This is a genomic window from Burkholderia sp. Ac-20353 (assembly GCF_017104785.1).
Taxonomy (GTDB): Bacteria; Pseudomonadota; Gammaproteobacteria; order Burkholderiales; family Burkholderiaceae; genus Burkholderia.
In genome coordinates, this window is record NZ_JAAGPL010000232.1 from 1 (window position 1) to 12,340 (window position 12,340).

Here is a 12,340-nt window from a genome sequence, read left to right on the forward strand (position 1 = left end):
TGGATGCCCGTGCCGCGCGCCCCGCCACCCGGGTTGCCGACCATCCACTTCGTCAGTTGCGTGCGCTGCGGTTCGCCAAGCGTATCGCCGAGCAGCAGCCGGTGCAGCGTCTCGGTCATCGCGAGCGGCGTCGACGTGTCGCGATCGTCGCCGGGCGCAGCCGTGTTCAGCTCCGGTTCCCAGCGATCGAGACGAAACAGCGTGTCGCCGCTCGTGTGCGCGAACGCGGTGACGGCCTGCGGGCCGCCGAGCACGCCCATCAGCAGGTTCCCCGCGGCCTTGTCGCCGGATTGCAGCATCGCGATGCAGAGCTGCTCGATCGTCAGGCCGGTGTCGACGTGGCTCTCCGTGACGGGCGAGCCGGACACGACGTCGTAACGGCGGTACAGGATGCGGCGCGGCAGCAGCGACTCGTCGAGCGCGCTGCGCGCGAGCATCGCCGCGACAGCGACGACCGCGTACGTGCCGCACATCGGAAAGTGCTCGCGCGAACGATAGGCGATCCGCGCGCCGGTCGCGGTGTCGAGCGCGACGACGCCGAGGCGGCCGTTCGATGCTTTCTCGAGCGCGTCGAGCTGGGCTTGCGCGGCGTGGACGCGCTCATGATCGGCAACCGGCGCCGGCGCGCAAGCGGCGACGAACGGCGCGGCAACGGCCGCAAGCAGCAGCGAGCGGCGGGACGGAGAGTGGTCCATGGATGACGATGCGGCTGCGTAGTATGGGGCGGCTTATCAGGCGCTTATCGGGCGCTCCTCGGCCTGCTGCCAGCTAGCGTAACAGCGAACGCGCCCTGTTTCCAGCAGCGCCCACGCACCGTCGTCAGCCTTGCGTCGACGGCAGATACGGCATCGGGTTGACGGGCTTGCCGTCGCGGCGCACCTCGAACAGCAGCGCGACGCGCGAGTTGTCGAGGTCGCCCATCTCCGCGATCTCGTCGCCGCGGTGCACGACGTCGCCGGTCTTCACGAGCAGCTTGCGGTTATGCGCATAGGCGGTCAGGAAATCCGCGTTGTGCTGGACGATGATCAGGCTGCCGTAGTCGTTCAGGCCGGTGCCCGCGTACATCACGCGGCCATCGGCGGCCGCGCGCACGGGGTCGCCGGCCCGGCCAGCGATCTGGATCCCGCGGTTCTGCCCCGGCTTGAACGCTTCGACGACGCTGCCGCTCGCGGGCCATGCAAGCGTGACGGCGTGCGCGTGCCGCTTCGTGTCCTTCACGACCTGCCGGTCGCTCGCGGTCTGCGCGGTCTGCGCGGCCGGCTGGCCCGGCGCGGCCGTCGCGCCGCCGTTCGCGGCATTCGTCGGCGCAGGCGCCTGCGGCGTTTCCTGCTTCACGATGCGCAACGCCTGTCCGGAACGCAGCCGGCTGTGTGCGCCGAGCTTGTTCCACCGACGCAGGTCGGCCACGCTGCAGTCGTTCGCCGCCGCGATGCGCGTCAGCGAGTCGCCGCGTTTGACCACATAGCGGTGCGCGACGAGGATCGGCGCCGGCGGCATCTGCGCCGCGGCCGGCGGGTTTTGCGCTGCCGCCGACGCGCCCGCAAGCGTATCGCTCGGCGGCGTCTGCTGCGTACTCGCGCAGCCGGCCATCACGAGGACGGCGGCCAGGCCAGGCAGCCATCCCGCGATACGGTTGATCTCGCGCTTTTCCATGGTCGACCCGATTCAGATTTGACAATCTTTCAAGCATCTCAAAATTGGGACGGCCGACGTGTAACCGGATGCAAACAATGATGACAAACGATCACGGACCCGGTGCCGGCCGCATATTTGATATCGGTAATACGGCGGGACCGGGAAAAACTTGACACGTGGCGGCGAAATTGACGAAAAAATTTCCGGCGCTCAGTGGAGACCAACCACACCGCTCATGCGTTGGCGCATGCCCGCACGACCCGCGAACGCTTCGCCGGTTCGGCGAACGGCGGCAAGCCGGGGGCGGATGCGGCTGCGTTCAGCCCAGCCACTCGGCGATTTCCAGACAGGCCAGCGCAATGCCGACACACAGAAAGAACAGATGCAGTGCGATCTTGAACGACACGCCCCAAGACGGATCGATGCGCATGACAGGCTCCCAGGTTCGTTGTGGCGCAATGATCGTGCATTGTTCGTGCCCCGCAAATACGGAAGCGGCGAAGCGGGCCTCAGGCAACGCCTGAGCCCCCGTGCGCGGTTCCTGCTACCTTATTGCCGATCACCATAACATCTGACCCCATCATGCGCTTCGACCTGACCGACCTGCGGCTTTTCCTGAACATCTGCGACGCGGGCACCATCACGGGCGGCGCCGAACGCACGCACATCACGCTGCAGGCCGCGAGCGAGCGCATTCGCGGGATGGAGGACGAGCTCGGCGTGCCGCTGTTGCACCGGAGCAAGTCAGGCACGCAGGTCACCGACGCCGGCCGCGCGCTCGAGCACCATGCGCGCACCGTGCTGCAGCAGATCGACCACATGCGCGGCGAGCTGCAGCAATACGGTCAGGGGCTGCGCGGCCACATCCGGCTGCTGTGCAATACCGCGTCGCTCAGCGAATACCTGCCCGACGCGCTCGCCGAATACCTGCCCCATCATCCGAAGCTGTCGATCAGCGTCGAGGAGCGCTCGAGCCAGGACATCGTGCACGCGATCCGCAACAAGACCGCCGACGTCGGCATCGTCGCCGATTCGGTCGGCCTCGTCGGGCTCGAGCAGAAGCCGTTCCGCGAGGACTGGCTGCTCGTCGTCGTGCCGGCCGGACACCCGCTTGCCAAGCGCGACAAGGTCGCGTTCGACGAGATCGTCGACGCGGATTTCATCGGCCTCACCGACGGCAGCGCACTGCAGGTCCATCTGGCGGACCAGGCGCGCACGCTCGGCAAGCGGATCCGCTATCGCGTGCAGCTGAAGAGCTTCGACGCGATCTGCCGCGTGATCGAAAGCGGTGTCGGCATCGGGATCGTGTCGCGGCACGCCGCGTTGCGCGCGATGCAGACGATGGAGGTGCGGATGGTCGAGCTGTCCGATGCGTGGAGCCATCGGAAGCTTACGCTGTGTGCGCGGTCGTTCGATGCGTTGCCGAAGTATACGCGGGAGTTTGTCGGGTTTCTGGCGGGCGGCGAGACACGCCGGTAGGATGCGGCCGGGCCGCCGCTGCAGGGACATCCGGGCGGCCGATCGGCCAGGCTATGTGTCGCAGGTGGCGCTTGTCGAAGTCGTGCGGTTACTCGGGCGTGCGCGGCAGGGGCCGTCGGGCAGGCAGTAAGGCCGCCCGACCGGCCGCAGCGTACCGCCCATCGTTCAAGTAACTTGCGCCGCCCTGCAGTGAGGCAACGCCCCCGGCAGAACCTCACTCCTTATGCCCAGCCCCCCGCCCCTGCTCGCTATCGAGGTGCGCCATCTGCGCGGCCGGATAACGGTCGCCGGCCGCCGCCCCGGCGGGAACCGCCGCTTCGATGCGGGCGAGATCATCGACCGTTAGTTGCATATCAAGCGCCGACAGCGCGTCCTGCAGTTGCGTGCGCCTGCGCGCGCCGATCAGCGGCACGATGTCGCCGCCGCGCGACAGCGCCCACGCGATCGCCACCTGCGCCGGATTGCGGCCCTTTTCATCGGCGATCGCCCGCAGTGCGTCGACGAGCGCGAGGTTGCGCGTCAGGTTCTCGCCCTGAAAACGCGGGCTCGCGGCGCGGAAATCGCGCCCCACTTCCCGCTCGGCCGACCAGCGCCCGCTCAGCAGCCCGCGCGACAGCACGCCGTACGCGGTCACGCCGATCCCGAGTTCGCGGCACGCGGGCAGGATCTGCGCCTCGATATCGCGCGACAGCAGCGAATATTCGATCTGCAGGTCGGCGATCGGCGCGACGGCCGCCGCGCGGCGCACGGTGTCCGCGCCGACTTCCGACAGCCCGATGTGCCGCACGTAGCCTTCCTTGACGAGATCGGCGATCGCGCCGACCGTCTCCTCGATCGGCACCGCCGGATCGATGCGCGCCGGCCGGTACACGTCGATATAGTCGGTGCCGAGGCGCTTCAGCGAATACGCGACAAAATTACGGATCGCCGCCGGCCGCGCGTCGTAGCCGACGAACGTGCCGGCCGGGTCGCGCAGCGCGCCGAACTTCACGCTGATCACGACCTGCTCGCGCGCGCTGCCGCGCAGCGCGTCGCGGATCAGCATCTCGTTGTCGCCCATCCCGTAGAAGTCGCCGGTGTCGAGCAGCGTGATCCCGTGGTCGAGCGCCGCATGCAGCGTCGCGATGCTTTCCTGGCGGTCGGCCGGCCCGTACATATCCGACATGCCCATGCAGCCGAGCCCGATCGCCGAGACCTGCGGGCCCGTGCGGCCCAGTTGACGCAGTTTCATGTCCGCTTTCATGTCCGCTTTCATGTCCGCTTTCATGTCCGTTTCCTCGCAGTGGTGAGTGGATGGACGCGATTCTGGCGAGATCGCGCGCTGCGATAAACGCGAAAGACTCCACCAAACTATTCGACAGTGATTAACAATGGAGCCTGTCCCAATCCGCCAGGCTTTCCCCCGCATGGACCATCTGCACGCTATGCGCATCTTTGCGCGCGTCGCGCATCTCGGCAGCTTCACGAAGGCGGCCGAGCAAATGCAGCTGCCGCGCCCGACAGTCAGCAACGCCGTCCAGTATCTCGAGAAACATCTGAAGATCCGCCTGCTGCAGCGCACGACGCGGCGCGTCGCGCTGACCGCCGAGGGCGCTACCTACTACGAGCGCTGCATGCGGCTGCTCGCCGATCTCGACGACGCAGAGACACTGTTCGAGGATGCAAGTGCGTCGCCGCGCGGCGTGATCCGCGTCGACCTGCCCGAGCGTTTCGCGCTGAACGAAGTGATTCCCGCGCTGCCGGCGTTTCATGCGCGGTATCCGGACCTGCGCGTCGTGATGAGCACGACCGACCGCTTCGTCGACCTCGTCGCGGACGGCATCGACTGCGCGGTGCGAGTCGGCGCGCTGTCCGACACGTCACTCGTCGCGCGGCGGATCGGCGAGCTCGCGCAGGTGAACTGCGCGTCACCCGCGTACCTCGCGCGCAACGGCACGCCGCGCTCGCCGGACGACCTGCCCGAGCACGTCGCGGTCGGCTATTTCTCGACGCGCACGGGCCGCGAGCTCGACTGGGAATATGCGGATATGGATACCGGCGAAATGCACGCGGTGAAGATGCGCAGCGTCGTGTCGGTCAACAGTTCGCAGGCGTACCTCGCGTGCTGCCTCGCGGGGCTCGGGATGATCCAGGCGCCGCGTGACGGCCTCGGTGCGCCGCTCGCGAACGGCGCGCTCGTCGAAGTGCTGCCCGAATGGAATGCAGCGCCGCTGCCGGTGTCGGTGGTGTTTCCGCACGGCCGGCACCTCGCGCCGCGCGTGCGGATTTTCGTCGACTGGCTCGCGCAAACGCTCAGCCGGCCGCATCGGGCCGGCTGAGCGCACTTAGAACTTGTGGCGGATCGCCGCGCGCACCGCGAACTGGTTCGACGACGACGACGGCCCGTCGGTGCCGATCACGTAGCCGCCGTCGGCGGCCGTGCCGCTCTTGTCGCCGGCGACCCGCTGCCACGCGCCCTGCAGGTACACGTCGGTGCGTTTCGACAGGCTGTAGTCGGCCATCAGGCCGACGGTGTGGTACTTCGGCTTGATCGAGCCGTTCGCGGCGTCGAACTTGCCGTCCGTGAACACGTACTGCGCGCCGAGATAGAAATCGGACGTCAGCTGGTACTTGCCGTTGACCTCGAAGTTCTGGAACTTCGTCGCGGTCAGGCCGAGCCCCGAGAACGTCGACACCGGCAGGTAGACGGTCGACACCGGATTCTTCACGTCGGTCTTCGTATAGACGAAACCGACCGTCGCCGGGCCGAACGTGTAGTTGATGCCGCCGCCGAAAATCCGCAGGCGGTCGGCGACGAAGTTTGCGTCGTCGGCCGCGATCGCGCCCGCGTTGCCGATGCCCGGATTGTTCGCCTGCAGGTAGGCCGCGGCGACCTGCAGGCCGGCCAGCGAATACTGCGCGCCGATGCTGTACTGGCGGTTGTTCGAGAAGCCCGTGCTGTTGCTGAAGCTGTACGTGCCGCCGAGCGTCAGGCCGTTCCAGTCCGGGCTCGCGTACTTGATCGTGTTGTTGACGCGGAACGAGTTGTCCGTGTTGTCGTTGTCGAACGGATGCGAGAACAGCGTGCCGCCCCAGTTGCCGTTCGCGGTCAGCGGGGCGAGATAGTCGACGAGGGCATCGTACTGGCGGCCGAACGTCAGCGTGCCGAAGCGCGACTCGGTCAGGCCGACGAACGCCTGGCGGCCGAACATGCGGCCACCCTGGCCGAGCCGGCCGTTGTTCACGTCGAAGCCGTTTTCCAGCGTGAAGATCGCCTTCAGCCCGCCGCCGAGATCCTCGGAGCCGCGCAGGCCCCAGCGGCTGCCTTGCGCATAGCCGCTTGCGAGCTGGTAGTTGGCCTTGCCGACGCCGTTCACATTGACGTTGTTCGTATAGTTGAAGCCCTCGTCGATCAGGCCATACAGCGTCACGCTGTTTTGCGCGAACGCCGGCACGGCGAAGGCGGCGAGCGTGGCGGCAACAATCACGCGCTTGTTCATCTCGAATCTCCAGGACCGGGATGCCCGGCGCGGCCTGCGGCGCGCCGGGCGAATGTCATTTTTGCATGGCCCGCTCGGCGGGTGGCGCGGGGTGGCACGCCGCGCAATGGTCAAAATGGTGTCACGTCGCGAATCAAACGTCCATCGGGGGCAGCGGCCCGCCGCGGAAAGCGTTGCGCCCTTCCAACTGACCCCATTGTGCCGATTGACGCGCGGGCCTTGCGGGCTGCAGGCGGCCGGCCCGCCATCGGCGTAAACCCGTAACCCGGCACTTCGATGGCACAATGCACATCTGTTCGTCACATTTCCTCACGAATTCATGCTTCACCCCGATACCCGCGCGGCGCGTGCCTGCCGCGCGATCGGCGCGCCGCCCCGGGAGACCGGCCGATGAGCGCCGCCGCCAAGCCCGGCCGCTACGCCGAGCTCGATTTCTTCCGCGGCCTTGTCCTGCTCGTGATCGTCATCGACCACATCGGCGGCAGCATCCTGTCGCGCGTCACGCTGCACGCATACGCGCTGTGCGACGCGGCCGAGGTGTTCGTGTTCCTCGGCGGCTTCGCCACCGCGATCGCGTACAACTCGCTCGCGGAGCGGCACGACGAGGCTGCCGCGCGCCAGCGCTTCATCCGCCGTGCGTTCGAGATCTACCGTGCGTTCCTCGTGACGGCCGGCCTGATGCTGCTGATCACCGCCGCGCTGAACGCGTTCGCGATCGACGGCCCGAACATGCCGACCAACGATCTCGACGGCCTGATTCAGAAGCCGCTCGCCGCGCTGCGCGACATCCTGCTGTTCCGCCGCCAGCCGTACCTCGCGTCGGTGCTGCCGATGTATGCGTTCTTCGCGCTGCTCGTCCCGCTCGCGTTGCCGCTCGCGCGCAGCCAGCCGTGGCTGCTGCTCGCGTTCAGCGCGTCGCTGTGGTTCGCGGCGCCGCACGCTGCCGGCTACCTGCCGACCGTCGAAGGCGCGCCGTGGGATTTCAACCCGTTCGCATGGCAGTTCCTGTTCGTGCTCGGCGTGGTCGCGCGCTGCCAGCCCGTCTACCAGACGCTCGCGCGGAAGCCGCAGGGCTGGCTGCTGACCGCGGCCGCGCTCGCGATCGTCGCCGCGGGCGCGTACTACCGGCTGCGCATCGAACCGTTCCCGACCGATCCATCGATCAAGCAGAACCTCGGCGTGCTGCGCCTCGTGAACTTCCTCGCGATCGCGTGGCTCGCGGCCAAGCTCGTCCATCTCGGCTGGATGAAGAAGGTCGCGCACGCGATGCCGTGGATCGGTACGATCGGCCGGCAGGGCCTGCTGTGTTTCGTCGCGGGCACCGCGATCTCGCTCGCGGTCGATTCGCTGCTGTACCAGGCGACCGAGGGCTATCTCGACGTGCCGCTCGGGCTGACCGCCGACATCGTCGCGATGGGCCTGCTGTATCTCGTCGCGAAGCTGTATCCGCCGCTGACGTCGCGGCTGCCATTGCTGCGCACGCGGCGGTAAAAAACCACCGCGCAGCCGTCATCCGCCGCTGCTACGATAGGCGGCGACTATCCTCACCCCGCTTGCCATGCGCCGATTTATTCTCCTGCTTGCCGCCGCGCTGACCGTCGGTTTCGCCGAATCCGCCCAATCCACCCAGCCTGCCCCGGCCGTCCAGGCCGCGCAGGCCGCGCCGCTCAACGACGACAGCAGTGTCGTGATGCGCACGTTCCATTCGGCATCGTTGCAGCGCGACTGGTCGTATACGGTCTACCTGCCGCCCCGCTACAACCCCGAAGGCGCGCGCTACCCGGTGCTGTACCTGCTGCACGGCAACGCGGGCAACGCGAATGACTGGATCACGCAGGGCCGCCTGCAGGTGACCGCGGATGCGCTGATCGAGCGGCACGACATCCCGCCCGTCGTGATCGTGATGCCGCAAGGCGGCACCGACTGGTACGTCGACCGCAAGGAGCGGATGCAGAGCGCGTTCCTGAACGACCTGCTGCCGGACGTCGAGGCGCACTTCGCGGTGTCGAACCAGCGCGCGGGCCGCGCGATCGGCGGCGTATCGATGGGTGGCTTCGGCGCGCTGCGCTTCGCGCTGCTCGAACCGGGCCTGTTCTGCGGCGCGATGCTGCTGAGCCCCGCGGTCTACGCGAACGAGCCGCCGGTCAACTCGGCGGCCCGCTACGTCGGCGTGTTCGGCGACAGGCAGTTCGATTCGCGCGTGTGGCATGAACTCAACTACCCGGCGCTGATGCGCAGTTATTTCGCGCGCAACTGGCGCGTGCCGATGTTCATCGCCGCCGGCGACGACGACCTGACGATCCAGGCCGAATCGAGCGTGCTGTATACGCAGCTGCGCCGCGCGCAGAATCCGGCCGAGCTGCGCATCGTCGACGGCGGACATACGTGGGACGTGTGGCGCGGGCTGATCGGGCCGGCGCTCAAGTACACGCTCGAGTGCGTGAAGTAAGCGGGGGCGACGGCGTATTGCTTGCCGGGCGTCGGGCTGGCCGGCGCAACAGTTCGATCGGGAAGCCCGGTAGCGGGCCCGTCATCCGCCGGGAAAAGCTTGTTGTTGCCGCTGCAATCGCGGACGGAATCTCCGGATAACTCACGGTCATAGAAAAATCTTCTATTGGAAGCGCAATTGTCAGCTCAATTTGGATCCATTTTCCTCGCTGCCCACCGTATGATTTCCCGCATGACGGAGCAGCAAGGCAAGTAACGGATATGAGCGAAAACAACACATTGCATTACCTCGACTACGCGGCGACTACGCCTGCAGATCCGCGCGTGATCGAGTCGATGGTCACCTGTCTCGGTGTCGACGGCGCATTCGGCAATCCGGCGTCGGGATCGCATCTGGCGGGCAGGCTGGCGCGGGCAAAGGTCGAGCGAGCGCGCGAACAAGTTGCTGCGCTCATTGGCGCGGATGCGGACGAAATCGTCTGGACGTCGGGCGCCACTGAATCGAACAACCTGGCGCTCAAGGGCTACGCGGATACCGCCACCGAAAAGCGCCACCTGATTACGAGCCGCATCGAACACAAGGCCATTCTCGACACGATGGCCTGCCTTTCGACGCGCGGGTTGTCGGTCTCCTACCTCACGCCGACGGCCGATGGTGAAATTACGCCCGACGCTGTGGCGGCGGCGATCGGTTCGGAGACTGGCCTGGTGTCGCTCATGCTCGTGAACAACGAGATTGGCACGCTCACGAACATTGGCGAGATCGCGCGAATCGTGCACGCCGCAGGCGCACTTCTTCATGTCGACGCAGCACAGGCGCTCGGCAAGACGCCGATCGATGTCCGCGCGCTCGGAATCGACATGATGTCGATGTCGGCGCACAAGGTCTATGGGCCCAAAGGGATCGGCGCACTCTTCGTCCGTCGCGACATTGCGGACAGGATTGCACCGCAAATGCACGGCGGCGGACACGAGCGGGGATTGCGCTCGGGTACGCTCGCGACCCATCAGATCGTCGGCATGGGCACCGCGTGCGAACTGGCGGCCGACGAACTCGAGGCCGACACTGCACGGATATCCGCGCTCAGCGCGCGTCTGGCGGACGCCGTACTCGCGCTCGGAGACGTCACGCAGAACGCGCGCGCGGCGCGACGCATCCCGCATACGCTGAGCCTGACCGTGAACGCACCCGGCTTCTTCCCGTTCATGCTCGGCGACGCACTCGCCGTGTCGTCCACATCCGCGTGCAATTCGGCCGCCGGCACGCCGTCCCATGTTCTGACGGCAATCGGTCTGGATGCGGATTCGGCGAGCCGCACCGTCCGTATCAGCGTCGGACGCTTCACGACCGAACAGGACATCGACTTCGCGATTTCCTGCTTCCGGAAAGCCATCGAGCAATGCCGGTCGACCGCGTCGAACGGGTTTGCCGCGTCGCGCCAGATCATGCCGGAAGACCTGAAAGCCATTCGCAACGCGGGCTATCGCTCGGTGATCTGCAACCGGCCCGATGGAGAAAGCGCCGATCAACCGGCGTTTGCGGAGATCGCCGCCGCTGCCCGCGAACTGGGGCTCGACGCGCAATACCTTCCCGTCGAGTCTGGCCACATTGGCGATGCGGAAGTCGATGCGTTTGCAGCAATGGTCGACGCATTGCCGAAGCCGGTTCTCGCTTATTGCCGAAGCGGCAATCGGTCCGGAATGCTGTGGAATCAGCTGGCGGCTCGGCGTTCGGCATGACGACGCGGCATCGGCGCTCGGTTTGCAGCGCCGCTTTGCGTGCAGATGTGCATTCCTCCCGCCTCGTATAATGCCCGTTCGTTTTTCCTGACTCTGGCGCAGTGGCGGAAAAATCTCATCTTCCAGAGATTTCAACGGGGATGCCCGGCGACGATGAACTGGCGACGGCATGTCGCTCAACCGAAGTCCGGGCAGGAACGGGGATTTTCGGTCCACACCACAGTGCCTGATCGACGTTTCCACGCAGCAATCCATATGGATATCGCTCAACGTGACAACCGAGAAAATTTCGCTCTGGCTGGGTGGAACCGTAATAGTCACCGCGAATGCGAGCCTGATCGTCGTATTGCCGTTATATATGCTTTCAAACGGCATGTCCCCGCAATCGATCGGGCCCGTCATCGCCGCGGCGTTGATTGCGCAGGGGATCGTCAGATTCGCAGCGGGCCCCGTCATTGCACGAACCGGCAGCAGTAGCGCGATCAAGCTTGGCGCCGCGGGCCTGGGAATCGCGTTGATTCTGCTGGCCCTTCTTCCGGCGAATGCAACACTGATACTTCCGAGAATCATTCAGGGTGCGGGAATAAGCCTGGCGCTCGTTGCGACATACACATGGATTGCACAGACCGCATCGCCCGATCGTCTCGGTCGAGCCCTCGGAGCATTTGGAATGCTGCCGTGTTCCGGACAAAGATAAAGCACCCCACAGCGTCAGCGAGATCCTCGTTGCCGCCTTTATTGCCGCCTCCGCGATGGGCACCCTCGAGGCATTCCTTCCCATCATCGCAAAAGCAAAGAACATCAATACAGGACTCCCGATTGTTTATATTTGCTTCGGCGTCTCCATCGCGTTCGGACGCATCGTCGGGGGACGCGGTGTCGATTCCGGTCGCGGCAAGATCCTGAGCTTATCCGGCCTGGCACTGGCGGCGGCCGCGGCGATCGGCATTTTGATCGCGCGCGAACTCGTGAGTCTGTGCGTGATTGCGGGTCTCTTCGGCGTCGGAATCGGCGCTTGCAACTCGAGCTTCATCTCGTCGCTGGCCAAGGGGGCTTCGGAATCGCAGTTGGGATCGCGAATGGGTTGGCTTGGCTTCAGCAACGATCTCGGACTTGGCATCGGCGCGGGGCTTGCCGGAATGGTGGCGCAGCGGAACGTGCTGAATGTGCCCTATCTCACCGTCACGCTACTCATTGCAACGCTCGCGCTCCTGTTGGCGGAAGGCCGGGTATTCCGCAGTCGACAGCCGACTGGTTGAGCGAGACGACAAGGTCATCGAAACTGCGCTGCGTGCTGGCCAGCCAGTTGTTCATGCGCAAGCGTGCCTTGATGCGTATTTCCCGCCGTCGTCAGCCCTTCAGCGCCCCGAAGATCTCACCCAACATCGTTTTCGCATCGCCAAACAACATGCGGTTGTTGTCCTTGTAGAACAGCGGATTGTCCACGCCCGCATAGCCCGAGGCCATGCTGCGCTTCATCACGATCGACGTCTTCGCCTTCCACACCTCCAGCACCGGCATGCCGGCAATGGGGCTGGTCGGGTCGTCCTGCGCCGCCG

12 protein-coding genes are annotated in these 12,340 nt (G+C 66.1%); 7 read left to right on the forward strand and 5 right to left on the reverse strand.

What is annotated here, in order from left to right:
• The coding region (gene bla / locus G3N94_RS35655) for a class A beta-lactamase (protein WP_205798801.1) at positions 1-695 on the reverse strand (695 nt) is incomplete at its 3' end.
• A 124-nt stretch (positions 696-819) separates the two neighbouring features.
• Complete coding sequence (locus tag G3N94_RS35660) at positions 820-1,653, reverse strand: peptidoglycan DD-metalloendopeptidase family protein (RefSeq protein WP_205798803.1); 834 nt, start codon at positions 1,651-1,653, stop codon at positions 820-822.
• Between the two features lie 564 nt (positions 1,654-2,217).
• Here G3N94_RS35660 and G3N94_RS35665 point away from each other — a divergent pair.
• Positions 2,218-3,114, forward strand: a complete 897-nt coding sequence (locus G3N94_RS35665; protein ID WP_205798805.1) for a LysR substrate-binding domain-containing protein — start codon at positions 2,218-2,220, stop codon at positions 3,112-3,114.
• A gap of 214 nt (positions 3,115-3,328) precedes the next feature.
• Here G3N94_RS35665 and G3N94_RS35670 read toward each other — a convergent pair whose 3' ends face one another.
• Complete coding sequence (locus G3N94_RS35670; RefSeq protein WP_205798821.1) at positions 3,329-4,345, reverse strand: aldo/keto reductase; 1,017 nt, start codon at positions 4,343-4,345, stop codon at positions 3,329-3,331.
• 175 nt (positions 4,346-4,520) lie between these two features.
• On the opposite strand from G3N94_RS35670, the gene G3N94_RS35675 reads away from it, so the two are divergent.
• The gene (locus G3N94_RS35675; RefSeq protein WP_205798807.1) at positions 4,521-5,432 is read left to right on the forward strand and encodes a LysR family transcriptional regulator; all 912 of its coding nucleotides are present in this window, start codon (positions 4,521-4,523) and stop codon (positions 5,430-5,432) included.
• Positions 5,433-5,438: 6 nt separating this feature from the next.
• On the opposite strand, the gene G3N94_RS35680 is transcribed toward G3N94_RS35675, so the two are convergent.
• Positions 5,439-6,593, reverse strand: a complete 1,155-nt coding sequence (locus tag G3N94_RS35680; RefSeq protein WP_205798809.1) for a porin — start codon at positions 6,591-6,593, stop codon at positions 5,439-5,441.
• A gap of 390 nt (positions 6,594-6,983) precedes the next feature.
• Between G3N94_RS35680 and G3N94_RS35685 the strand changes: the two genes are divergently transcribed.
• The 5 genes from G3N94_RS35685 (at position 6,984) to G3N94_RS35705 (ending at position 12,040) form a co-directional block, all read left to right on the forward strand.
• On the forward strand, positions 6,984-8,084 hold the full coding sequence (locus G3N94_RS35685) for an OpgC domain-containing protein (protein WP_205798811.1): 1,101 nt from the start codon (positions 6,984-6,986) through the stop codon (positions 8,082-8,084).
• 67 nt (positions 8,085-8,151) lie between these two features.
• Positions 8,152-9,042 carry an alpha/beta hydrolase-fold protein gene (locus G3N94_RS35690; RefSeq protein ID WP_205798813.1) on the forward strand — a complete coding sequence of 297 codons (891 nt, stop codon included), beginning with the start codon at positions 8,152-8,154 and terminating at the stop codon, positions 9,040-9,042.
• 260 nt (positions 9,043-9,302) lie between these two features.
• Positions 9,303-10,781, forward strand: coding sequence for an aminotransferase class V-fold PLP-dependent enzyme (locus G3N94_RS35695; protein WP_205798815.1), 1,479 nt, complete (start codon positions 9,303-9,305; stop codon positions 10,779-10,781).
• A 169-nt stretch (positions 10,782-10,950) separates the two neighbouring features.
• Complete coding sequence (locus G3N94_RS35700; protein WP_205798817.1) at positions 10,951-11,478, forward strand: MFS transporter; 528 nt, start codon at positions 10,951-10,953, stop codon at positions 11,476-11,478.
• A complete protein-coding gene (locus G3N94_RS35705) occupies positions 11,447-12,040 on the forward strand; it encodes an MFS transporter (protein ID WP_205798819.1) in 594 nt (197 codons plus the stop codon). The genes G3N94_RS35700 and G3N94_RS35705 overlap by 32 nt, the downstream gene beginning before the upstream one ends.
• Before the next feature lie 91 nt (positions 12,041-12,131).
• Here G3N94_RS35705 and G3N94_RS35710 read toward each other — a convergent pair.
• Positions 12,132-12,340: NAD(P)(+) transhydrogenase (Re/Si-specific) subunit beta (locus G3N94_RS35710; RefSeq protein WP_205798588.1), on the reverse strand; the 209-nt coding region annotated here is incomplete at its 5' end.

Coding starts and splice junctions, on each gene's coding strand:
- G3N94_RS35660 (WP_205798803.1), bottom strand. CDS start 1,653: ATGGAAAAGCGCGAGATCAACCGTATCGCGGGATGGCTGCCTGGCCTG.
- G3N94_RS35665 (WP_205798805.1), top strand. CDS start 2,218: ATGCGCTTCGACCTGACCGACCTGCGGCTTTTCCTGAACATCTGCGAC.
- G3N94_RS35670 (WP_205798821.1), bottom strand. CDS start 4,345: ATGAAACTGCGTCAACTGGGCCGCACGGGCCCGCAGGTCTCGGCGATC.
- G3N94_RS35675 (WP_205798807.1), top strand. CDS start 4,521: ATGGACCATCTGCACGCTATGCGCATCTTTGCGCGCGTCGCGCATCTC.
- G3N94_RS35680 (WP_205798809.1), bottom strand. CDS start 6,593: ATGAACAAGCGCGTGATTGTTGCCGCCACGCTCGCCGCCTTCGCCGTG.
- G3N94_RS35685 (WP_205798811.1), top strand. CDS start 6,984: ATGAGCGCCGCCGCCAAGCCCGGCCGCTACGCCGAGCTCGATTTCTTC.
- G3N94_RS35690 (WP_205798813.1), top strand. CDS start 8,152: ATGCGCCGATTTATTCTCCTGCTTGCCGCCGCGCTGACCGTCGGTTTC.
- G3N94_RS35695 (WP_205798815.1), top strand. CDS start 9,303: ATGAGCGAAAACAACACATTGCATTACCTCGACTACGCGGCGACTACG.
- G3N94_RS35700 (WP_205798817.1), top strand. CDS start 10,951: ATGTCGCTCAACCGAAGTCCGGGCAGGAACGGGGATTTTCGGTCCACA.